The sequence below is a fragment of the Streptomyces sp. NPDC031554 genome (genome assembly GCF_055580685.1).
On sequence record NZ_JBVIKX010000001.1, the window covers coordinates 407,295 to 430,244 of the forward strand.

The window sequence follows — 22,950 nt, forward strand, 5'->3', positions numbered from 1 at the left end:
GTGGTCCAGACCTATTGACCCGTGGTCCAGACCTTTCTATTCTCGCGGCACCGTGGGTGTGAAGGCTCAGTCACACCCCCCACCCCCGCTCTTTCACAGAGGAGGCGCTGCATGCGCTTCGGACACAGAGCCGTGGCAGGTCTGGCGACCCTGCTGCTCCCGCTGGCCGGTCTGGTCGGTCTCGCGAGCCCGGCCCAGGCCGCGACGTCCGCCACCGCCACCTACGCCAAGCCCTCCGACTGGGGCACCGGCTTCGAGGGCAAGTGGACGGTGAAGAACACCGGCACCACGACCATCAGCTCCTGGACCGTCGAGTGGGACTTCCCCTCCGGCACGTCCGTCACCTCCGCCTGGGACGCCGACGTCACCTCCGCCGGCACCCACTGGACCGCCAAGAACAAGTCCTGGAACGGCTCCCTCGCCCCCGGCGCCTCCGTCTCCTTCGGCTTCAACGGCACCGGCACCGGCTCCCCGTCCAACTGCAGGCTCAACGGCGGCAGCTGTGACGGCACCTCGGTCCCCGGCGACGCGGCCCCCTCCGCACCGGGCACCCCCACCGCCTCCGACATCACCGACACCTCGGTGAAGCTGGCCTGGAGCCCGGCCACCGACGACAAGGGCGTCAAGAACTACGACGTCCTGCGCGACGGCGCCAAGGTCGCCACGGTGACGACGACCTCGTACACCGACACCGGCCTGACCGCCGGTACCGACTACTCCTACACCGTGCGGGCCCGTGACACCGCCGACCAGACCGGCCCGGCCGGCGGTGCCCGCGCCGTGCGCACCACCGGCGGCACCACCGAGCCCCCGCCCACCGGCGGCAAGGTCAAGCTCGGCTACTTCACCGAGTGGGGCGTCTACGGCCGCAACTACCACGTCAAGAACCTGGTGACCTCCGGCTCCGCCGCGAAGATCACCCACATCAACTACGCGTTCGGCAACGTCAAGAACGGTCAGTGCACCGTCGACGACACCTACGCCGCCTACGACAAGGCCTACACCGCCGACCAGTCCGTCAGCGGCACCGCCGACACCTGGGACCAGCCGCTGCGCGGCAACTTCAACCAGCTCCGCCAGCTCAAGGCGAAGTACCCGCACATCAAGGTGCTGTACTCCTTCGGCGGCTGGACCTACTCCGGCGGCTTCGGCCAGGCCGCGGCCAACGCCGCCGCCTTCGCCAAGTCCTGCAAGGCCGTCGTGGAGGACCCGCGCTGGGCCGACGTCTTCGACGGCATCGACATCGACTGGGAGTACCCGAACGCCTGCGGCCTGACCTGCGACACCAGCGGCCCGGCCGCCTTCAGGACCCTCACGCAGGCCCTGCGCACCGAGTTCGGCCCGAACTACCTGGTCACCGCGGCCATCACCGCCGACGGCTCCTCCGGCGGCAAGATCGACGCGGCCGACTACGGCGGCGCCGCCCAGTACCTCGACTGGTACAACGTGATGACCTACGACTACTTCGGCGCCTTCAACGCGCAGGGCCCGACCGCCCCGCACTCGCCGCTCACCTCGTACGCCGGCATCCCGCAGGCGGGCTTCAACTCCGCCGACGCCATCGCCAAGCTGAAGGCGAAGGGCGTCCCGTCCGCCAAGCTGCTGCTCGGCATCGGCTTCTACGGCCGCGGCTGGACCGGCGTCACCCAGGCCGCCCCCGGCGGCACGGCCACCGGAGCGGCCCCCGGCACCTACGAGGCGGGCATCGAGGACTACAAGGTCCTCAAGACGTCCTGCCCCGCCACCGGCACCGTCGCCGGCACGGCCTACGCGTACTGCGGCACCAACTGGTGGTCCTACGACACCCCGTCGACGATCGCCGGAAAGATGGCCTGGGCCAAGAACCAGGGCCTGGGCGGCGCCTTCTTCTGGGAGTTCAGCGGCGACACCACCAACGGTGAGCTGGTGAGCGCCATCAACAGCGGCCTGTAGGAACAGCCGCCGGCTCGTCCTTCCCCTTCCCCCGCACCGACACACCGCGGGCGGGCCCTCAGGGCCCGCCCGCGGTGTTCTCGTCCGTGCTCTTCTCGTCCGTGGTGTTCTTCCCCGCGCGTACCGGTGTGCCGGCGCGTCGACCCGGGCCCCGGCCTCAGGCGACGTCCACCCTCCCCCACCAGCTCCGCAGCCGGGGGCACCCCCACCCAGCGGGCCCCCGAACGTCGCTCTACGCGACGTTCACCCGCTGGCCGGGCGGTGCCGCCTCCAGCCACGCGAGGAACCCGGTCAGCGCGTCCTCGCTCATCGCCAGCTCCAGACGCGTGCCCCGGTGCACGCAGGCGAGGACGACCGCGTCGGACAGCAGCGCCAGCTCCTCCTCGCCCTCGGGCAGCCGGCGGCCGGCCACCTCGATCGAGGCACGCTCCAGCACGCGGCGCGGACGGTAGGCGTAGGAGAAGACGCGGTACCACGCGATGCGGTCGCCGTTGTAGCGGGCGACGCCGTAGCTCCAGCCCTTCCCGCTCGTGTCCGCGGTCTCGGGGACGTCCCAGCGCAGGGAACAGTCGAAGGTCCCGCCGGAACGCTGGATGAGCCTGCGGCGCAGGCCGAAGACGAACAGCCCCAGCACCACCAGGGCCACGACAATTCCGCACACAGTCAGAGCGAGGACCATCGACACCGACCTCCTCGTCTCCTGGGTACCGAAAATAGGTAACGGAACGGAAAAAACATCCAGATCTGCCTCAGCCGCGGTCGGCTCCGGATCGCTCCGGTGCCGGCCGCGGCTGAGTGACGTCGTCACACGGCGAGCCGGGTCAGTGGACCGCCGCCGCACGCAGTCGTACGTCGGCCCGACGCTGGGCGGCCGCGTCGGCGTCCGCCTGCGCGCGCTCCAGCGCCCGCTCCGCACGCTGGACGTCGATCTCCTCCGACAGCTCGGCGATCTCGGCCAGCAGGGACAGCTTGTTGTCCGCGAACGAGATGAAACCGCCGTGCACCGCGGCGACGACCGTCCCACCGTCACTCGTACGGATGGTCACCGGGCCCGACTCCAGCACACCGAGCAGCGGCTGGTGACCGGGCATGACGCCGATGTCGCCGGACGTGGTGCGCGCGACGACCAGGGTGGCCTCGCCGGACCAGACCTCTCGGTCGGCCGCGACCAGCGCGACGTGCAGCTCAGCAGCCAAGGTGGCTCCTCGGGTCACCACCCGGCGGGTCTGCCGGGTGTTGGTTACAAGTCTAATAGGCGTGGAAGAGGGGGCGGGACGCCCCCGCCCCCTCACACGAACTCACAGCTCAGGAATCAGCTGCTCCCGGGATTCAGGAGACGCCGAGCTCCTTCGCGTTCTTCTTGAGGTCCTCGAGACCACCGCACATGAAGAACGCCTGCTCCGGGAAGTGGTCGTACTCGCCGTCGCAGATCGCGTTGAAGGCCCTGATGGACTCCTCCAGCGGCACGTCCGAGCCGTCGACGCCGGTGAACTGCTTGGCGACGTGGGTGTTCTGGGACAGGAAGCGCTCCACGCGACGGGCGCGGTGGACGACGAGCTTGTCCTCTTCGCCCAGCTCGTCGATACCGAGGATCGCGATGATGTCCTGGAGGTCCTTGTACTTCTGCAGGATCGTCTTGACGCGCATGGCGGCGTCGTAGTGGTCCTGCGCGATGTACCGCGGGTCCAGGATGCGGGACGTGGAGTCCAGCGGGTCCACGGCCGGGTAGATGCCCTTCTCGGAGATCGGACGGGACAGAACCGTCGTCGCGTCGAGGTGGGCGAAGGTGGTGGCCGGGGCCGGGTCGGTCAGGTCGTCCGCGGGGACGTAGATCGCCTGCATCGAGGTGATCGAGTGACCACGGGTCGAGGTGATGCGCTCCTGGAGGAGACCCATCTCGTCGGCCAGGTTCGGCTGGTAACCCACCGCGGAGGGCATACGGCCGAGCAGGGTCGACACCTCGGAACCGGCCTGCGTGAAGCGGAAGATGTTGTCGATGAAGAACAGCACGTCCTGCTTCTGCACATCGCGGAAGTACTCCGCCATGGTCAGACCCGCGAGGGCCACGCGCAGACGGGTGCCCGGGGGCTCGTCCATCTGGCCGAAGACGAGGGCGGTCTTGTCGATGACGCCCGAGTCCGACATCTCCTCGATGAGGTCGTTGCCCTCACGGGTGCGCTCGCCGACACCGGCGAACACGGAGACACCGTCGTGGTTGTTGGCGACGCGGTAGATCATCTCCTGGATGAGCACCGTCTTGCCGACGCCGGCACCGCCGAACAGACCGATCTTTCCACCCTTGACGTACGGGGTGAGGAGGTCGATGACCTTGACGCCGGTCTCGAACATCTCGGTCTTCGACTCGAGCTCGTCGAAGTTGGGGGCCTTGCGGTGGATGGACCAGCGCTCGCCCTCGTACTGCTCGTCGACGTTCAGCACCTCACCGAGGGTGTTGAACACCTTGCCCTTGGTGAAGTCGCCGACCGGGACGGTGATGCCCGTACCGGTGTCGGTGACGGCGGCCTGGCGGACCAGGCCGTCGGTCGGCTGCATGGAGATGGTGCGGACCATGCCGTCACCCAGGTGCTGGGCGACCTCCAGGGTCAGGATCTTCTTCTCGCCGGCGTTGGCCGGGTCGGCGACCTCGACGTGGAGGGCGTTGTAGATCTCCGGCATCGCGTCGACGGGGAACTCCACGTCGACGACCGGGCCGATGACCCGGGCGACGCGGCCCGTGGCCGTCGCGGTCTCAACAGTGGTGGTCATTAGCGGTCACTCCCCGCGGTCGCGTCGGCCAGGGCGCTGGCGCCACCGACGATCTCGCTGATTTCCTGGGTGATTTCGGCCTGGCGGGCCGCGTTGGCAAGCCGGGAGAGCGTCTCGATCAGCTCTCCGGCGTTGTCGGTGGCCGACTTCATCGCGCGCCGCGTGGCGGCGTGCTTGGAGGCGGCCGACTGGAGAAGCGCGTTGTAGATGCGGCTCTCCACGTAGCGGGGCAGCAGCGCGTCGAGGACGTCCTCCGCCGACGGCTCGAAGTCGTACAGCGGAAGGATCTCGTCCTTCGCCTTCGACTCCTGGGCCACCTCGTCGAGGCTGAGCGGCAGCAGACGGTCGTCGAGCGCCGTCTGCGTCATCATCGACACGAACTCGGTGAACACGATGTGGATCTCGTCCACACCGCCGTCCGCCGTCTCCTTCTCGATGGCCTCGATCAGGGGCGCCGCGACCTTCTTGGCGTCCGCGTACGTCGGCTCGTCGGTGAAGCCCGTCCACGACTCCGCGACCTTGCGCTCACGGAAGTTGTAGTGGGCCAGACCACGCCGGCCGACGATGTACGTGTCGACCTGCCTGCCCTCGGACTCGAGGCGCGCCGTCAGCTGCTCCGCGGCCTTGATGGCGTTGGCGTTGAAGGCGCCCGCGAGACCGCGGTCGCTCGTCAGGAGCAGCACCGCGGACCGCACGACCTTGTCGGCCTGCGTGGTCAGCGGGTGCCGCGTGTTCGAGCCGGTGCCGACCGCCGTGACCGCGCGGGTCAGCTCGGTCGCGTAGGGCGTGGAGGCCGCCACCTTGCGCTGCGCCTTGACGACACGCGAGGCGGCGATCATCTCCATCGCCTTGGTGATCTTCTTGGTCGCGGTGACGGATCGGATGCGACGCTTGTAGACCCGGAGCTGGGCTCCCATGAGTCAGGTCCCTTCCTACGTCACTTGGCGGCGGACGGGGCGTCCTCGCCGAGCAGCTTGCCGTCCGAGGTCTCGAACTGCTTCTTGAACTCGGCGATGGCGTCCGCGACGGCGGTCAGGGTGTCGTCCGACATCTTGGCGCCCTCACGGATGGAGGTCATGAGGCCCTGCTCCTTGCGGTGCAGGTGCTCCAGGAGCTCCTTCTCGAAGCGGCGCACGTCGTTGACCGGCACGTCGTCCATCTTGCCGGTGGTGCCGGCCCAGATGGAGACGACCTGGTCCTCGGTGGCCATCGGCTGGTACTGAGCCTGCTTGAGCAGCTCGACCATGCGCGAACCACGCTCCAGCTGCGCCTTCGACGCGGAGTCCAGGTCGGAACCGAAGGCGGCGAACGCCTCCAGCTCGCGGAACTGGGCCAGGTCGACGCGGAGACGGCCGGACACCTGTCGCATCGCCTTGTGCTGCGCGGAACCACCGACTCGGGAGACGGAGATACCGACGTTCAGCGCGGGGCGCTGACCGGCGTTGAACAGGTCCGACTCCAGGAAGCACTGGCCGTCGGTGATGGAGATGACGTTGGTCGGGATGAACGCCGAGACGTCGTTGGCCTTCGTCTCGACGATCGGCAGACCGGTCATCGAACCCGCGCCCATCTCGTCGGAGAGCTTCGCGCAGCGCTCCAGCAGACGGGAGTGCAGGTAGAAGACGTCACCCGGGTAGGCCTCACGGCCCGGCGGGCGGCGCAGCAGCAGGGACACGGCGCGGTAGGCGTCGGCCTGCTTCGACAGGTCGTCGAAGATGATGAGGACGTGCTTGCCCTCGTACATCCACTGCTGACCGATGGCCGAACCGGTGTACGGCGCCAGGTACTTGAAGCCGGCCGGGTCGGACGCCGGGGCGGCGACGATGGTCGTGTACTCCAGCGCGCCGTTCTCCTCCAGCGCGCGGCGGACCGACGCGATGGTCGAGCCCTTCTGACCGATGGCGACGTAGATGCAACGGACCTGCTTGTTCACGTCGCCGCTGCGCCAGTTGTCGCGCTGGTTGATGATCGTGTCGACGGCCAGAGCGGTCTTGCCGGTCTGACGGTCACCGATGATCAGCTGACGCTGACCACGGCCGATCGGGGTCATCGCGTCGACGGCCTTGTAGCCCGTCTCCATCGGCTCGTGCACCGACTTGCGGACCATGACGCCCGGCGCCTGAAGCTCCAGGGCGCGTCGGCCGGACGTCTCGATCTCGCCGAGGCCGTCGATCGGGTTGCCGAGGGGGTCGACGACGCGGCCGAGGTAGCCCTCGCCCACCGCGACCGAGAGGACCTCACCGGTACGCGTGACCGGCTGACCCTCCTCGATGCCGCTGAACTCGCCGAGGACGACGCAGCCGATCTCGCGCTCCTCGAGGTTGAGGGCGAGACCGAGGGTGCCGTCCTCGAACTTCAGCAGTTCGTTGGCCATGGCCGAGGGGAGGCCCTCGACCTTCGCGATGCCGTCGCCGGCAAGGCTGACCGTACCGACCTCCTCGCGCGAGGCCGCGTCCGGCTTGTACGACTGGACGAAGTTCTCCAGTGCGTCCCGGATCTCCTCCGGCCGGATCGTGAGCTCCGCCATCTGGGTTCCCTGCTCTCCTTGTTGGGCCCGAAGTTTCTTTGGGGGATCTGGGGACTCCCCCAGAAACTTTGCATCCTCTGCACGGCCCAACCAGGGCCGTAAGTACTGCTACGTGTTGAGTTGCTGCTAGCTCGCCATGCGGCGGGCGGCGTCCTCGATGCGGTCCGCGAGCGAGCCGTTGATCACCTCGTCGCCGACCTGCACCCGGATCCCGCCGAGGACCTCGGGGTCCACGTCGAGGTTGAGGTGCATCGTGCGGCCGTAGAGCTTCGCGAGGGCGGCGCCCAGGCGCTGCCTCTGCGGGGCGCTCAGCGGTACCGCCGAGGTGACGACGGCGACCATGCGGTCCCGGCGCTCGGCGGCGAGCTTGGACAGGGACTCGAGTCCCGCTTCCAGGCTACGGCCTCGCGGCGCGGTCACGAGGCGTGTCACCAGACGCTCGGTGGCCGCGTCCGCCCGACCGCCGAGCAGGCTGCGCAGCAGCTCGCCCTTGGCCGACGCGGTGGCCTTCCGGTTGGTCAGTGCGGCGCGCAGCTCCACGTTCGAGGTGACGATCCGCCCGAAGCGGAACAGCTCGTCCTCGACGTCGTCGAGCGTGCTGGTCCGCTGCGCGGCGGTGAGGTCCGCGACGTCCGCCAGCTGCTCCAGCGCGTCCACCAGGTCGCGCGACTGCGACCAGCGGGAACGCACCAGGCCGGCGACCAGGTCGGCGGCGGTGCCGCTGATCTGGGTGCCGAGCAGGCGCTGGGCCAGCTCGGCCTTGGCCTCGCCGGACTGCGCCGGGTCGGTCAGGACCCGACGCAGCGACACCTCGCGGTCGAGCAGCGCGGTGACGGCCGCCAGCTCGGCGGCGAGCCGCGCCGCGTCCACGGACGTGTTGTCCGTCAGCGCGTCGAGACGCTCGCGTGCGGCTGCCAGGGCCTCGCGGCTCGCTCCGTTCATCGCGACGCCTCGGCCTTCTCCTCGAGCTCGTCGAGGAAGCGGTCGATGACGCGGCTCTGGCGGGCGTGGTCCTCGAGGGACTCGCCGACGAGCTTGCCGGCCAGTTCGGTGGCGAGCTTGCCGACGTCCTGGCGCAGCGCGGACGCGGCGGCCTTGCGGTCGGCCGCGATCTGCGTGTGCCCGGCGGCGACGATCTCCTCGCGCTGCCGCTGGCCTTCCGCGCGCATCTCGGCGATGAGCGTGGCACCCTGCTCCTGCGCCTCCTGGCGCAGACGCGCGGCCTCGTGCCGAGCCTCGGCGAGCTGAGCCTTGTACTGCTCAAGCACGCTCTTGGCCTCGACCTTCATGGCGTCGGCCTCTTCGATACCGCCTTCGATCGCCGCTCGGCGCTCCTCCAGAACCTTGTTGATGTTCGGAAGCAGCTTCTTCCAGAAGAAGAAGAACACGATGGCGAAGGCGATGGTGCCGACGAGCAGCTCGGGGCCCGGAGGCAGGAGCGGGTTCTGCTCCTCCTCGGCCGCCAGCTGAACCAGGTTGGCGATCACATCAGTGCCTTTCGTCGATGCGTGTCAGTAAGGGGTGATTACTTACCGAACACGAACGGCATAACGATGCCGATGAGGGCGAGCGCCTCACAGAAGGCGAAGCCCAGGATCTGGTTGGCACGGATCAGGCCGGCGGCCTCGGGCTGACGGGCCAGGGCCTGGGTGCCGTTACCGAAGATGATGCCGACGCCGACGCCGGGGCCGATCGCGGCGAGGCCGTAGCCGATGGAGCCGAGCGAACCGGAGACGGCGGCGAGGGTCTCAGTGGCAGCCATGCTGATTCTTCCTTCTCTTTACGGACCGGTGGGGGTTGGACCACCGGACGATCAGGGGGTGGGTGAGGCTCAGTGGTGCTCGGCGAGAGCGCCCTGAATGTACGAGCAGGCCAGGAGAACGAAGACGTATGCCTGGACGGCCTGCACGAAAAGCTCGAAGAGGATCATGACCATGGTCATGATGAAGGAGACGCCGGCCGCGGGGACCATCCAGCTGTTCAGCAGGTACCAGGAGGCAACGGTGAACATGACCAGCATCAGGTGACCGGCGAACATGTTGGCGAAGAGCCGGACCGCGTGCGTGAAGGGGCGGACGATCAGGTTCGAGAAGAACTCGATGACCATCACGAGCGGCAGCACGGCGCCCAGCGACTTGTCGTAGCCGGTGACGTTCTTGAAGAAGCCGACGAAGCCGTGACGCTTGAAGGTCACCGAGACCCACACGACGTACACGATGGCCGCCAGCACCGCGGGGAAGGCGATGATCGACGAGACCGGGAACTGCGCCAGCGGGATCACGGACCAGATGTTCATGATCCAGATGAAGAAGAACAGGGAGACCATGAGCGGGACGTACTTCTCGCCCTCCCGCTTCCCGAGGGTCTCGTAGACGATGCCCCGGCGCACGAAGTCGTAGCCGGCCTCACCGACCATCTGGAGCTTGCCCGGCACCACCTTGGCCTTGCCGAAGGCCGCCCAGAAGAAGCCGATGACGAGAACGGTGGTGATCAGCGCGAGCAGCATCACCTTGTTGAACTCGAACCCTCCCACCGTGGCGATCGGCTGGAAGAGGAACGAGTGCAGGCCCGGGGCCGGAAAACCACACCCGTCGGACATGATCCGACAGCTCCAGTCAAAGGCGAGCTGGGTCTGGTCAGCACTCACCGCGGGCTCCTTCGGCATGACGCATGGGTACGGCAACCTCGTTGTGTCGGCGCGGCGCGAAGCCGCGGGTCGGCACCGGACTGGTGATACGGATGTGGGGGCGGCTGGGGGGCGATGAGCCTCGCGATGGAGCAGGCGTCAGCTCGAATGCCCGCGCCCGCGATGCCGCAGTTGGCACCGGACGATAGCAGGAGATCTCCCTCGCCTTTATCCCGCCCCTACCCCTCACGACGAAGGCCCCGTCTTCTCGGGCTTCTCGGTCTTCACGGAGTCCGGATCGATGTAGAAGATCTTGGCCTTAAGGTACGCACGCGCCTGCGCGGCCATCCACACCACTGTCGCGGCGACGAGCGTGGCCGCGAACGCCTTCGCGTTGAAGAGCGAGGTGTCCTGGAAGAGAGCGACGAAGATCAGGAGCAGCAGGAGCTGGGCGACGTAGAGCATGAGCCCCATCGCCTGGAACAACTGCGGGAGCGACTTCGCCGTCCACTGCAGGACGTAGAGGCCGATCCCCATGAAGAGGATGGCCACCGCCGCTCCGACGGCCGCTCCGAGCGCTCCCTTGCCGCCGGCCACCGCAGCGCTGACGGCGACGGCAACCACACCGGCAGCCGCTGTGGGCACAGCGCACTGCAGAAGGTTCCGGACGTCGTTGGACGGCATGGCGGCAACTCCGCTTTCAAAGGGGGGCAGGGTGTCGTCATGGACGAGCGTAGTCCCCGTCCGAGGGGCGAAATACCGCACGCCGACCTCGCGACCGAAGGACCGTCGATCGCGGTCCTTCGTTCCATCCGGGGTTCTCGTGAACCGTATCACAAACTATTTGATGAGGTCTTTACCTGGATGGTGTGCCCGGTGTCACACATGAGAGTGAGACTGCGCGTCTGTGCGAGAACGGCGACCACTTGTCTGATATTGGGCCTCTTTGCCCACCCGTGCTTTCCCCACGAGTTGGCAATGCTCTAGTCAGATTCTTACCTTGCCGCGCGCGAGCGCGAGCCGACCGCGGTCGCCCCGTTGGCCCCCGAGACCCCCGCCGCCACGGGGGTACGGTGCGTGCGTTCCTCGTCCTCGTCGCCGTCCGCCGGCTCCTCCCCGGCCTCCGCCGCCGGGGCCTGCGCCGGCTCCGGCAGGACCTTGCGGCGCCGGTAGCGGGGCGGCACGAAGGACTCGGCCCAGCGCGGGGCGCGCGGCGTGAAGCGCGGCAGCAGGAGCAGGCCCAGGCCGATCGCGCTCAGGATCACGACACCGAGGACGATCCACATGGACGCGGAGTTGACCGAGTAGGTCAGGGCGCCGAAGGCGATCAGCGCCGACCAGAAGTACATGATCAGCACCGCGCGGCTGTGCGAGTGGCCGATCTCCAGCAGCCGGTGGTGCAGGTGCCCGCGGTCCGCGGCGAACGGCGACTGGCCGCGCCAGGTGCGGCGCACGATCGCCAGGATCAGGTCGGCGGCCGGGATCGCGATGATGGTCAGCGGCAGCAGCAGCGGGATGTAGACGGGGACCGTCTGGTGGACCGTCGCGCGCTCCGAACCGGAGAACAGGTTCATCACGTCCGGGTCGACCTGACCCGTGACGGAGATCGCGCCCGCCGCCAGCACCAGCCCGATCAGCATCGACCCGGAGTCGCCCATGAAGATGCGGGCGGGGTGCATGTTGTGCGGCAGGAAGCCCAGGCACATGCCCATCAGGATCGCGGCGAACAAGGTGGCCGGGGCCGCGGCCTCGATGCCGTACGAGTACCAGATGCGGTAGGCGTACATGAAGAACGCGGCGGAGGCGATGCACACCATGCCGGCGGCGAGGCCGTCCAGGCCGTCGACGAAGTTGACCGCGTTGATGGTGATGACGACCAGCGCGACCGTCAGCAGGGTCCCCTGCCACGGGGTCAGCGCGACCGTGCCCACGCCGGGGACCGGCAGCCACAGGATGGTCAGACCCTGCATGACCATCACGCCGGCGGCGATCATCTGGCCGCCCAGCTTGATCAGGGCGTCGATCTCGAACTTGTCGTCGAGCACGCCGATCAGCCAGATCAGCGCCGCGCCGGAGAGCAGGGCGCGCGGCTCGTTCGACTTCTCGAAGACCTGGTTGAGGTTGGTCAGGTGGTCGGCGACCAGCAGGCCCGCGCACAGGCCGAAGAACATGGCGATCCCGCCGAGGCGCGGAGTGGGTTCCCGGTGCACGTCACGGGCCCGGATCTCCGGCATCGCTCCCGCGACGATCGCGAACTTCCGCACCGGCCCTGTCAGCAGATACGTCACCGCGGCCGTCACGCAGAGCGTCAGCAGGTATTCACGCACAGGCTTCCCCACAGGTCTCGCTGGCCATCTCAGCCCCACACCCTAGCGATGCGCGCATACGGTTGGGGACTTCCGGGTAGCGTCGATGGTTGCACGTGCGGCTGTGCACGGTTCGGCGCGTCCCCCTCTTCACCCCGGATACGGCGGGAATCCCGCGGTCAGTTCCCGCACGTCCTCCCGCACCTGCCGGCCCTCGGCCTCGCCCCGCAGCACGCCCGCCATCAGCTTGGCGATCCGCGCCATCTCCGTCTCCCCCATGCCCTGCGTGGTCACCGCGGCCGTGCCCAGGCGCAGCCCGCGGACGTGGGCGTGCGGGAGGGCGCAGCAGTCCAGGACCATCCCGGCCGCCGCGAGCAGGCCGCGGGCGGTGCGTCCGTCGACGCCGAGCGGCGCCGGGTCGGCGGTGATGAGGTGGGTGTCCGTGCCGCCGGTGGTGACGCTCAGCCCCTCCGCCTCCAGGCGGGCCGCCAGCACCTTGGCGTTGGCGACCGTCCGACGGGCGTACCGGGCGAACGCCGGCGTCGCCGCCTCGCCGAACGCGACCGCCTTCGCGGCGACGGTGTGCATCTGCGCACCGCCCTGGGTGAACGGGAACACGGCCCGGTCCACCCGCTCCGCCAGCTCGGCGCCGCACAGGATCATGCCGCCGCGCGGCCCGCGCAGCACCTTGTGCGTGGTGGCGCACACCACGTCGGCGTACGGCACCGGGTTCGGGGCCGCTCCCCCGGCGACCAGGCCGATGGGGTGGGCGGCGTCGGCGATGAGGTAGGCGCCGACCTCGTCGGCCACCTCGCGGAAGAAGGCGTGGTCGATGTGGCGGGGGTAGGCGATGGAGCCGCAGACGATCGCCTTGGGGCGGTGGCTGCGGGCCAGCGCGCGGACCTGCTCGTGGTCGACGAGCCCGGTCTCCGCGTCCACGCCGTAGGGCACGAAGTCGAACCAGCGGCCGGAGAAGTTCGCCGGCGAGCCGTGCGTGAGGTGGCCGCCGTGGGCCAGGCCCAGGGCCAGGACGGTGTCACCGGGGCGCAGGAGGGCGGCGTAGGCCGCGAGGACGGCCGAGGAGCCGGAGTGCGGCTGGACGTTGACGTGGTCGGCCCCGAACAGCGCCTTGGCCCGTTCCACGGCGAGGCGTTCGGCCATGTCCACGATCTCGCAGCCGCCGTGGTGCCGGGCGCCGGGGTAGCCCTCGGCGTACTTGTTGGCCAGCGGTGAGCCGAGCGCGGCCAGCACGGCGGGCGAGGTGAAGTTCTCGGCGGCGATCAGCTGCAGCGACGACGCCTGCCGCTCGCGCTCGCCGAGGAGGATCTCGGCGAGGGCGGGGTCCTGCCGTTGCAGGACGTCGGCCTCGATGGCAGGGGTGACCGGCATGGTGGGCTCCGGGGCGTCGACGGTGACGTACGTCCAATGTAGGACGCCACCGCCCCGGCCGCCCGGCGCTCCGGGCGCGTCAGGCGCGTGCCGGAACCCCCGTCAGCGCCGTCACCACCGGGTCCAGCGCCTGGTGTATCTCGTCGCCGATCGAGCGGAAGAAGGGCAGGGGTGCGCCGTACGGGTCGTACACCTCGTCCGCCTCCGCCGTGGGGGCCAGCAGCCAGCCGCGGAGCGCGGCGGCGGCGCGGACCAGGGCGCGGGCCCGCATCACCACGCCCTCCTCCAGCGGGGGGAGGGTGACCGGGTCGATCGCGTCGACCAGGCGGGTGAACTCCTTCAGCGTGAAGGTGCGCAGGCCCGCCGAGTGGCCCATGGAGATGACCTGGGCCCGGTGGTCACGGGTGGCGGTCAGCACCAGGTCGGCCATGATGACGTGCTCGTCGAGCAGCTCACGGCCGGTGAAGCCGGAGGCGTCCGCGCCGAAGTCGGCCAGCACGGTCTCCGCGTTGGCCTCCATCGGCGCGCCCTCGTGGCCCCAGGTGCCCGCGCTCTCCACGATCAGCCCACCGCCGAGCACCCCGAGCCGCTGGGACACGAAATGCCGGGTCAGCCGCTCGGTGATCGGCGAGCGGCAGACGTTGCCGGTGCTGACGTGGAGGATGCGGAAGCTGTCGCGCGGGAACCCGAACGTCGTCGTCTGTTCCGCGGGACGCTCCCCGTTGCCTATGCCACGCCCCGCGTCAGGGGCTGTCAATTCGCCACCTCGAGGTCGGGTACGACCTTGCGCAGCTCTTCCTCGGAGATCGCGCCGGCCCGCAGCAGCAGCGGCACCTCGCGGCTGACGTCGACGATGGACGACGGGACGTTGCCGGGGGTGGGACCGCCGTCCAGGTAGACGGAGACGGAGTCGCCGAGCATCTCCTGGGCGTAGTCGCAGTTCTCCGGCGCCGGGTGGCCGGTGAGGTTGGCGGAGGAGACCGCCATCGGGCCGAACTCGGTCAGCAGCTCGATGGCGACCGGGTGCAGCGGCATCCGGACGGCGACGGTGCCGCGGGTGTCCCCGAGGTCCCACTGCAGGGACGGCTGGTGCTTGGCGACGAGGGTGAGCGCACCCGGCCAGAAGGCGTCGACCAGCTCCCAGGCCAGCTCGGAGAAGTCCGTGACGAGACCGTGCAGCGTGTTCGGGGAGCCGATGAGGACGGGCGTGGGCATGTTGCGGCCCCGGCCCTTGGCCTCCAGCAGGTCGCCGACGGCCTCCTTGGAGAACGCGTCGGCGCCGATGCCGTACACCGTGTCGGTCGGGAGGACGACCAGTTCGCCACGGCGGACGGCGGACGCCGCCTCGCGCAGACCCGTCACGCGGTCGGTCGCGTCGTTGGTGTCGTATCGCCGTGCCATGTCTAGCGGGCCTCCTCGTGCACGTGACTCACGGATGAATCGAAGGAATCGGGTGAAGCGGGTGGAGCAGGGGGGAGGGTCACGGCAGCGCCTTGCGGGCGGTGGCGAAGCGCGGCCGGTTGTTGAGGTCGGGGTGGTCGGCCGCGTCGGCCCAGCCCCGCTCCTCGGTGAAGATCCACGGCACCTGGCCGCCCTGGGTGTCGGCGTGCTCGATGACGACGACACCGCCGGGCCGCAGCAGACGGTGCGCGGTGCGTTCGATGCCCCGGATCAGGTCGAGGCCGTCCTCGCCGGAGAACAGGGCCAGCTCGGGGTCGTAGTCGCGGGCCTCGGGGGCGACGTACTCCCACTCGGTGAGGGGGATGTACGGCGGGTTGGAGACCACCAGGTCGACCTGGCCGTCGAGGTCGGGGAAGGCGTCCAGGGCGTTGCCCTGCCGCAGGTCGACCCGGGAGCCCTGCATGTTCTTGCGGGTCCACACCAGGGCGTCCTCGGACAGCTCGACGGCGTGCACCCGCGAGCGCGGGACCTCCTGGGCGAGGGCGAGCGCGATGGCGCCGGAGCCCGTGCACAGGTCGACGATCAGCGGCTCGACCACGTCCATGGCGCGCACGGCGTCTATGGCCCAGCCGACCACCGACTCGGTCTCGGGACGCGGCACGAAGACACCGGGCCCGACCTGGAGCTCCAGGTACCGGAAGTAGGCGCGCCCGGTGATGTGCTGGAGCGGCTCGCGCTGCTCGCGGCGGGCGATGACCTCCCAGTACCGGGCGTCGAAGTCGGAGTCCCGCACGGAGTGGAGCGCCCCCCGTTTCACCCCGTGCACGAAGGCGGCGAGCTCCTCCGCGTCGTTGCGCGGCGAGGGCACGCCGGCGTCGGCCAGCCGCTGGGTGGCCTGAGCTACCTCAGCGAGCAGCAGACTGCGGGGGCTCGGGGTGCGTCCCCCAGATGATCGCTGCACGCAAGTCCTCCGTGTCGTCCTCGGTCGTGCGTACGTGCCTCACGCCGCTGCCAGCTTCGCCGCCGAGTCCGCGTCGACGCAGGCCTGGATCACCGCGTCGAGGTCGCCGTCCAGGACCTGGTCCAGGTTGTACGACTTGAAGCCGACCCGGTGGTCGGAGATGCGGTTCTCCGGGTAGTTGTAGGTGCGGATCTTCTCGGAGCGGTCGACGGTGCGGACCTGGCTGCGGCGGGCGTCGGCGGCTTCCCGCTCCGCTTCCTCCTGCGCGGCGGCGAGCAGCCTGGAGCGCAGGATACGCATCGCCTGCTCCTTGTTCTGCAGCTGGCTCTTCTCGTTCTGGCAGGAGGCGACGACTCCGGTGGGAATGTGCGTGATGCGCACCGCGGAGTCGGTGGTGTTGACGGACTGCCCGCCGGGCCCGGAGGACCGGTAGACGTCGATGCGGAGGTCGTTGGGGTTGATCTCGACGTCGACCTCCTCCGCCTCGGGCGTGACGAGGACACCGGCCGCGGAGGTGTGGATGCGGCCCTGGGACTCGGTCGCCGGGACGCGCTGGACGCGGTGCACGCCGCCCTCGTACTTGAGGCGGGCCCACACGCCCTGGCCGGGCTCCGTGGCGCCCTGGCCGCCCTTGGTCTTCACGGCGACCTGGACGTCCTTGTAGCCGCCCAGCTCGGACTCGGTGGCGTCGATGATCTCGGTCTTCCAGCCGACGCGCTCGGCGTAGCGCAGGTACATGCGCAGCAGGTCGCCGGCGAACAGCGCGGACTCGTCGCCGCCCGCGCCCGCCTTGATCTCCAGCAGGACGTCCTTGTCGTCGCTGGGGTCGCGCGGGACGAGCAGCAGCCGCAGCTTCTCCGTCAGTTCCTCGCGCTGCTTCTCCAGCACCTTGGCCTCGGCGGCGAAGTCCGGGTCGTCGGCGATGAACTCGCGCGCGGTCTCGATGTCGTCGCCGGTCTGCTTCCAGGAGCGGTACGTGGCGACGATCGGGGTCAGCTCGGCGTAGCGCTTGTTCAGCTTGCGCGCGTTGGCCTGGTCGGAGTGGACCGACGGGTCGGCGAGCTTCTTCTCCAGGTCGGCGTGTTCCGCGACGAGTTCCTCGACGGCCTCGAACATCTCTGGCTCCTGTACTGCGAACGAAAGGGAAGGCGGACGACCAAAAACGCCGGTCCCGGCGCGCGCCCCGGGCGGGAGCGCGGCCGTGGACCGGCGGAATGGGGCTCGCTACTTCTGGGAGCCGGCGGCCTTGCCGAAGCGGGCCTCGAAGCGGGCCACACGGCCACCGGTGTCGAGGATCTTCTGCTTGCCCGTGTAGAACGGGTGGCACTCGGAGCACACGTCGGCACGGATGGAACCGGAGTCGATGGTGCTGCGGGTGGTGAACGACGCGCCACAGGTGCAGCTGACCTGCGTCTCGACGTACTCGGGGTGGATGTCGCGCTTCAAGGTGTCTCCTAGGTTTCGGGAGGGTGCCGGGTCGCCGTCCGCGGGGTGCGGAAGCGTGAACCGGGACCGACGTACCAGTCTGCCAGGACTGGCCGCATCCCCCAAAACCGGGGGGTGGGGCGATCTATTCCCGGCGGTTCCCGCGGCGGGGCCCGCGCCGGTTTCCGCGGCGGGTCCCGGCACGGCTCCCGCGGCGGCTCCCGCGGCGGGTCTCCCGGCCGGCGCCGCGGCCGGCGGCGGCCCCCGGCCGCTCAGGACGCGGACACGACGTCCGCGGCCTCGCCCGTGGCGTTGCCCTCGGTGGCGGACTTCGGGACGGGGAGGTCCTTCTTCAGGGCCGTCCACACCTGCCGGGCCCTCACCTCCTCGACGACGACCCGGTCGGGGTCCGCGGGGTCGTACCGCACCGGCATCGTGATCATGGTCATGTCGTGCGCGTCGATGTCCCTGAGGCCGCCGGCGAAGGACACCAGGGAGTTCAGGGAGCCGAGGCCGGAGTCGGTGGTGACGGCCTTGGTGGCGGTGTCGGCGAGGTCGTACAGCTTCGTGCCGCCGGTCAGGAGGCCGATGTCCTGGACCCGGTCGACCAGGGCCTTGACGAAGGCCTGCTGGAGCTGGATGCGGCCGAGGTCGGAGCCGTCGCCGACGCCGTGCCGGGTGCGGACCAGGCCGAGGGCCTGTTCGCCGTCGAGGGTGTGCGTGCCGGCCTTCAGGTCCAGGTGGCTGTCGGGGTCCTCGATGTCCTTGGTCGTGGTGATGTCGACCCCGCCCAGCTCGTCGATCAGCTTCTCGAAGCCGGAGAAGTCGACCTCCAGGTAGTGGTCCATCCGGATGCCGGTGAGCGCCTCGACGGTCTTGACCGCGCAGGCCGCGCCGCCCGTGGCGTACGCAGAGTTGAACATCACGCCGCTCGCGGCGTCGTGGGTGCCGCCCCCGGTGCCGGCGCAGGCGGGGCGGTCGACGAGGGTGTCGCGCGGGACGGAGACCACGCTCGCCTTCCGGTGGCCCTCGTGCAGGTGGACGATCATCGCCGTGTCGGAGCGGGCGCTGCCGTCGTCGGCGCCGCCGCCGAGCTTCCCGTTGGCGCCGGAGCGGGTGTCGGAGCCGAGGACGAGGATGTTCTCCGAGCCGTTGTCGGTCCTCGCGGGCCGGTCGGTGCCCAGCAGGCGGTCGATGTCGACGCTCTCGATGTTGCCGTTGAGCCTGACGTACACGTACCCGAGGCCGGTGCCGCCGAGGACGACGACTGCCGCCGCGGTCCACGCCGCGACCAGCAGGCCCCTGCGCCGGGCGCGGGTCATGCGGCGCCGCTCCCCGGGCGGCCGCCGCGGCTTTCCCGCGCCGGGGCCGTCCGGTGTGCCGGACTCCCCCGGCGTGCCGGGCCCCGGCGTGCTCTCGGCGGACATGTGCTCCTCACGTCCCGTGTCACCCTCACCATCGTCCTCCGCCACGCCGGACGGAGAAACTCGGCACGGGACGGCACGACGCTCCGTGTCCGGATCCGGAAGGATCGGACACGGAGCGTCACCGGGCGGGCGGGGTGGCCCCGCTCACCCGCGGTGTCAGCCGAGAATGTCGTACTGCTTGAAGGTGGTCCCGAGCGAGAGCCGTGCGGAGAAGACCGCGCTTCCGTTGCTCCCGGTGCCCCGGTACAGGTAGAGCGTGCCGGCGGGGGTGCGGGCCAGGAGGTCGGCCTTGCCGTCCCCGTTGACGTCGCCGACGGTGACGAGGGCGTTGTACGTGGTGGTGCTCCAGGTGGCGACCTTGACGCCGGCCGCGAAGGTGCCGTTGCCGCGCCCCTTGTACAGGTACACCGCGCCGCCGGTCTTCTTGCGGGCGATCAGGTCGGCCAGGCCGTCGCCGTTGAAGTCGCCGTGGCCGCGGACGGCGTTGAACGAGTTCCAGCCGACGCCGGCCTTGACACGGGAGGCGAAGGAGCCGTTGCCCTTGCCCGGGTAGACCCACAGGACGCCGGCGGAGTCGACGGAGACCAGGTCGGGCAGCCGGTCGCCGGTGACGTCACCGGGGGCGACGACGCTCAGCCGGGTCCTCCAGTTGTCGCCGACCAGCTTGGTGGCCCAGGTGCCGCTGGAGGGCACGTAGTGCTTCCAGAAGACGTCGCCGTCGGAGGCGCGGCGCACCAGCAGGTCCTGGAAGTCGTCCCGGTCGAGGTCGGTCTGCAGGACCAGGTCGACCCCGCTCCAGCTGCCCCAGGACTCGCGCGCCCCGAGCGAGGTGCCCTTGGAGTCGCGCTCGTAGCCGGTCTTGTCTGCGGCGTTGCGCATCCACAGGTCGGCGTAGTGGTCGTTGCTGAGGTTGGTGTCGTCGACGCGCGCGGAGACGGCGCCGACGTACGTGGAGACCTTGCTGAAGACGCTGTACGCGCCGCGTTCCACGCAGTCCTTCACGCCCCAGGAGACGACGCCGACGATGCGGTTGTTCACCACGAGCGGCCCGCCGGAGTCGCCGTTGCACGCGGAGGTGGTGCCCTCGTCGGCGCCGGTGGCGGGGGTGCCCGCGCACACCATGTGGCCCTTGACGAAGTCGGCGCCGTAGAAGTCCGCGCAGGTGGCGTCGGTCCGGATCGGCAGCGTGGCCGTCTTCAGCGTGGGGGAGATGTCCTGGGTGGTGGAGGTGGTCCGCCCCCAGCCGTAGAGCCTGGCGTTCGTCCCGGCCTTGTACGACGTGGTGTCGGCGGCCGTCGTCGTCCGGATCGGCGTGGCCCTGACCGGGTTCGCCAGGGTGAGGACGGCGATGTCGTTGTCGATGGTCGCCGCGCTGTACGACGGGTGGTTCCACTGGCGCCAGACGCCCGTCACGGTCCCGCCGTACAGGTCGGTGCCGGTGGCGAGCCGGGTGGCGCCGGTGACGACGGCGCCGTGGGCGTGCCAGTCGTAGCCCTTGACGCAGTGCGCCGCGGTGAGGATCTTCGTCGGCGCGATGACGGCGCCGCCGCAGAAGAAGCCGATGTCGTCGGCGGTGGTGGCGGTCCCCCGGTCGTCGCCGTACCAGAGCTGCGTCATCCAGGGCGCGGTGGTGACGGTCGTCGTCGTGCCACCGATGATCTTCGGATCGATCGTGGTGGCGGTGCCGGCGCTCAGGGAGGCCTTCGTGGTCCGTCCGGGCAGGTCGTCACCGGTGACGGCGGTCGCGAGGCGCTGGCGCAGTTCCTCGGCCGACGGGCCGCTGTGGGCGGGCGACGGTGGTGTCTCGGCGGCCTGTGCGCTCGACATGAACAGCGCGCCGGCCACGGCGGTGGCGACACCGGCCGCGACGACGGGCAGGGCGATGCGGATCCGGCGTCTGTGCCGTCCGCCCCCGGACGTGGGTGTACCCACTCAAGTCCCCCCTCGGGATCAGAAGTTCGCAAAGATCTCGGTCGAACGGACGACCGAAGGGCGTGATCGTATCCCTCCCCCGGACAGCGAGAAGGGCCGCCCCCGGTGAAGGGGCGGCCCTCTTGCGAAGACGGGCGTCAGTCGTTGTTGCCCGGCGCCGGCGTCGTCTTCTGGATCTGCATCAGGAACTCGGCGTTCGACTTCGTCTGCTTCATCTTGTCGAGGAGCAGTTCGACCGCCTGCTGCTGGTCGAGGGCGTGCAGCACCCGGCGCAGCTTCCAGACGATGCCGAGCTCGTCGGGGGCGAGCAGGATCTCTTCCTTGCGGGTGCCGGACGCGTCCACGTCCACCGCCGGGAAGATCCGCTTGTCGGCGAGCTTGCGGTCGAGCTTGAGCTCCATGTTGCCGGTGCCCTTGAACTCCTCGAAGATCACCTCGTCCATGCGGGACCCGGTGTCGACGAGCGCGGTCGCCAGGATGGTGAGCGAGCCGCCGTCCTCGATGTTGCGCGCGGCACCGAAGAAGCGCTTCGGCGGGTACAGCGCGGTCGAGTCGACACCACCGGACAGGATGCGGCCGGAGGCCGGGGCCGCGAGGTTGTACGCACGGCCCAGACGGGTGATCGAGTCGAGCAGGACGACCACGTCGTGACCCAGTTCCACCAGGCGCTTGGCGCGCTCGATGGCCAGTTCGGCGACCGTGGTGTGGTCCTCGGCCGGACGGTCGAAGGTCGAGGAGATGACCTCGCCCTTGACCGACCGCTGCATGTCGGTGACCTCTTCCGGACGCTCGTCGACCAGGACGACCATCAGGTGGCACTCGGGGTTGTTGTGCGTGATCGCGTTGGCGATCGCCTGCATGATCATGGTCTTGCCGGTCTTCGGCGGGGCCACGATCAGACCGCGCTGGCCCTTGCCGATCGGCGACACCAGGTCGATGATCCGGGTGGTGAGGACGCCCGGGTCCGTCTCCAGGCGGAGGCGGTCCTGCGGGTACAGCGGGGTGAGCTTGTTGAACTCCGGGCGGCCGCGGCCGTGTTCGGGCGCCATGCCGTTGACGGAGTCGAGACGCACGAGCGCGTTGAACTTCTCGCGGCGCTCGCCCTCCTTCGGCTGACGGACCGCGCCGGTGACGTGGTCGCCCTTGCGCAGGCCGTTCTTGCGGACCTGGGCGAGGGAGACGTACACGTCGTTGGGACCCGGCAGGTAGCCCGACGTGCGGATGAAGGCGTAGTTGTCGAGGATGTCCAGAATGCCCGCGACGGGAATCAGGACGTCGTCGTCGGCGACCTGCGGCTCGGCCGCGCCGATCTCGTCACGGCCACGACGGCCGCGGCGGTCCCGGTAGCGTCCGCGACGGCCGCGACGGCCGCCCTCGAAGTCGTCGTCGTCCTGCGGTCCGTTGTCCCGCTGGCGGTCCTGGCGGCCGCCGCTCTGCTGGCCCTGCTGCTGGCGCTGGCCGCCCTGGCCCTGCTGGTCGTCGCCCTTGCCGCGGCGGTCGCGGTCGCGGTCGCGGCCGCGCTCCCGGCGGTCGCGGCGGCGGCCCTCGGCGCCGTCGGCGTCGCCCTGCGGCGGGGCCTGCTCGGTCTGCGTGGCGACCGCGGTGTCGGTCTTCACGGCGCCCTTCGCCTCGGCCGTGACGGTCTCGGGGCTGCCCGCGTCGGCGGTGGCCCGGCGACGGCGGCGCTCGACGGGGGCGTCGTTCCCGCCGGCCGGCTGGCCGGGGATCTCGATCTGCTGCTGGGCCACGGCCTTCTCGGCGGGGGCCTCGACCGGGGCGGCGTCCGCCTTCTTCCCGGCGGTGTCGTCGCCCGTGCGGGCCTTGGAGGTGGCACGGCGCTTGGGCTTGGTCTCGCCGGCGTCCCCGGCGGGGGCCTTCGCGGCCGGCGCGCCGCCCGCGGCGGAGGCACCGCCGCCCGCCTGCGCCTCCTTGATGACCTCGATCAGCTGGCTCTTGCGCATCCGCGCGGTGCCCCTGATGCCGAGGCCGGATGCGACCTGCTGCAACTCGGCCAGCACCATGCCCTCGAGGCCGGTACCGCGGCGCCGCCGGGAGCCGGCACCGGTGGCAGGCGCGGAGGCGTCCGTGGCGGGCGCGGCAGCGGTCTCCTCGACACGTGCGCCCATCAGATCGGTGGTGTCGCTCACGAAGGGTCCTTCCCTGGAGCGGACGTCGGCCTGTCTGGCTCGGCGACCGGTTGTGCTGTCCGGCTTCGGACCTTGCTGTGGCGAAGCCGGGGCGGTGGTCCGCCTAAGCGG

Annotated in this window: 21 protein-coding genes; 1 reads left to right on the top strand and 20 read right to left on the bottom strand. The window is 70.1% G+C overall.

Annotated features, from left to right (window positions below; translation table 11 throughout):
* Positions 1-111: 111 nt before the first annotated feature.
* On the top strand, positions 112-1,932 hold the full coding sequence (locus ACZ5FU_RS01715; RefSeq protein WP_469044183.1) for a glycosyl hydrolase family 18 protein: 1,821 nt from the start codon (positions 112-114) through the stop codon (positions 1,930-1,932).
* A gap of 232 nt (positions 1,933-2,164) precedes the next feature.
* Here ACZ5FU_RS01715 and ACZ5FU_RS01720 read toward each other — a convergent pair whose 3' ends face one another.
* From ACZ5FU_RS01720 to rho, 20 genes are all read right to left on the bottom strand, one after another.
* On the bottom strand, positions 2,165-2,611 hold the full coding sequence (locus ACZ5FU_RS01720; protein ID WP_451525592.1) for a DUF2550 domain-containing protein: 447 nt from the start codon (positions 2,609-2,611) through the stop codon (positions 2,165-2,167).
* A gap of 142 nt (positions 2,612-2,753) precedes the next feature.
* On the bottom strand, positions 2,754-3,128 hold the full coding sequence (locus ACZ5FU_RS01725; RefSeq protein ID WP_451525591.1) for a F0F1 ATP synthase subunit epsilon: 375 nt from the start codon (positions 3,126-3,128) through the stop codon (positions 2,754-2,756).
* 133 nt (positions 3,129-3,261) lie between these two features.
* Positions 3,262-4,698 (bottom strand): F0F1 ATP synthase subunit beta, encoded by a 1,437-nt coding sequence (gene atpD, locus ACZ5FU_RS01730; RefSeq protein WP_451525590.1) that lies wholly within the window; start codon positions 4,696-4,698, stop codon positions 3,262-3,264.
* The gene (locus ACZ5FU_RS01735) at positions 4,698-5,615 is read right to left on the bottom strand and encodes a F0F1 ATP synthase subunit gamma (protein ID WP_451525589.1); all 918 of its coding nucleotides are present in this window, start codon (positions 5,613-5,615) and stop codon (positions 4,698-4,700) included. The genes atpD and ACZ5FU_RS01735 overlap by 1 nt, the downstream gene beginning before the upstream one ends.
* Before the next feature lie 20 nt (positions 5,616-5,635).
* Positions 5,636-7,225 carry a F0F1 ATP synthase subunit alpha gene (atpA, locus tag ACZ5FU_RS01740; protein ID WP_451525588.1) on the bottom strand — a complete coding sequence of 530 codons (1,590 nt, stop codon included), beginning with the start codon at positions 7,223-7,225 and terminating at the stop codon, positions 5,636-5,638.
* 126 nt (positions 7,226-7,351) lie between these two features.
* Entirely contained in the window at positions 7,352-8,167 is an 816-nt protein-coding gene (locus tag ACZ5FU_RS01745; protein WP_469044184.1) for a F0F1 ATP synthase subunit delta, read from the bottom strand.
* The gene (locus ACZ5FU_RS01750; RefSeq protein ID WP_403573705.1) at positions 8,164-8,712 is read right to left on the bottom strand and encodes a F0F1 ATP synthase subunit B; all 549 of its coding nucleotides are present in this window, start codon (positions 8,710-8,712) and stop codon (positions 8,164-8,166) included. Before ACZ5FU_RS01750 ends, ACZ5FU_RS01745 begins: the two co-directional genes overlap by 4 nt.
* Before the next feature lie 38 nt (positions 8,713-8,750).
* On the bottom strand, positions 8,751-8,987 hold the full coding sequence (locus ACZ5FU_RS01755) for an ATP synthase subunit c family protein (protein WP_015657805.1): 237 nt from the start codon (positions 8,985-8,987) through the stop codon (positions 8,751-8,753).
* Between the two features lie 69 nt (positions 8,988-9,056).
* On the bottom strand, positions 9,057-9,824 hold the full coding sequence (atpB, locus tag ACZ5FU_RS01760; protein ID WP_398097108.1) for a F0F1 ATP synthase subunit A: 768 nt from the start codon (positions 9,822-9,824) through the stop codon (positions 9,057-9,059).
* A gap of 273 nt (positions 9,825-10,097) precedes the next feature.
* Positions 10,098-10,535: a hypothetical protein gene (locus ACZ5FU_RS01765; protein WP_403573708.1), complete on the bottom strand. Its 438-nt coding sequence runs from the start codon at positions 10,533-10,535 to the stop codon at positions 10,098-10,100.
* Positions 10,536-10,846: 311 nt separating this feature from the next.
* Complete coding sequence (locus ACZ5FU_RS01770; RefSeq protein WP_451525586.1) at positions 10,847-12,178, bottom strand: MraY family glycosyltransferase; 1,332 nt, start codon at positions 12,176-12,178, stop codon at positions 10,847-10,849.
* Positions 12,179-12,307: 129 nt separating this feature from the next.
* Positions 12,308-13,546 (bottom strand): serine hydroxymethyltransferase, encoded by a 1,239-nt coding sequence (locus tag ACZ5FU_RS01775; protein ID WP_451525585.1) that lies wholly within the window; start codon positions 13,544-13,546, stop codon positions 12,308-12,310.
* A 79-nt stretch (positions 13,547-13,625) separates the two neighbouring features.
* Positions 13,626-14,303 carry an arsenate reductase/protein-tyrosine-phosphatase family protein gene (locus ACZ5FU_RS01780; protein ID WP_451525584.1) on the bottom strand — a complete coding sequence of 226 codons (678 nt, stop codon included), beginning with the start codon at positions 14,301-14,303 and terminating at the stop codon, positions 13,626-13,628.
* Positions 14,300-14,947, bottom strand: a complete 648-nt coding sequence (locus ACZ5FU_RS01785) for an L-threonylcarbamoyladenylate synthase (RefSeq protein WP_451525583.1) — start codon at positions 14,945-14,947, stop codon at positions 14,300-14,302. The genes ACZ5FU_RS01780 and ACZ5FU_RS01785 overlap by 4 nt, the downstream gene beginning before the upstream one ends.
* Positions 14,948-15,026: 79 nt before the next feature.
* Positions 15,027-15,866, bottom strand: coding sequence for a peptide chain release factor N(5)-glutamine methyltransferase (gene prmC / locus ACZ5FU_RS01790; protein WP_451525668.1), 840 nt, complete (start codon positions 15,864-15,866; stop codon positions 15,027-15,029).
* An 81-nt stretch (positions 15,867-15,947) separates the two neighbouring features.
* Entirely contained in the window at positions 15,948-17,024 is a 1,077-nt protein-coding gene (gene prfA / locus ACZ5FU_RS01795; RefSeq protein ID WP_451525582.1) for a peptide chain release factor 1, read from the bottom strand.
* Between the two features lie 108 nt (positions 17,025-17,132).
* Positions 17,133-17,354, bottom strand: coding sequence for a 50S ribosomal protein L31 (gene rpmE / locus ACZ5FU_RS01800; RefSeq protein WP_451525581.1), 222 nt, complete (start codon positions 17,352-17,354; stop codon positions 17,133-17,135).
* Positions 17,355-17,605: 251 nt separating this feature from the next.
* On the bottom strand, positions 17,606-18,760 hold the full coding sequence (locus ACZ5FU_RS01805; RefSeq protein WP_469044185.1) for an LCP family protein: 1,155 nt from the start codon (positions 18,758-18,760) through the stop codon (positions 17,606-17,608).
* Positions 18,761-18,916: 156 nt separating this feature from the next.
* Positions 18,917-20,692 (bottom strand): trypsin-like serine protease, encoded by a 1,776-nt coding sequence (locus ACZ5FU_RS01810; protein WP_469044186.1) that lies wholly within the window; start codon positions 20,690-20,692, stop codon positions 18,917-18,919.
* A 137-nt stretch (positions 20,693-20,829) separates the two neighbouring features.
* Positions 20,830-22,839 (bottom strand): transcription termination factor Rho, encoded by a 2,010-nt coding sequence (gene rho, locus ACZ5FU_RS01815; RefSeq protein ID WP_469044188.1) that lies wholly within the window; start codon positions 22,837-22,839, stop codon positions 20,830-20,832.
* Positions 22,840-22,950: the final 111 nt, after the last annotated feature.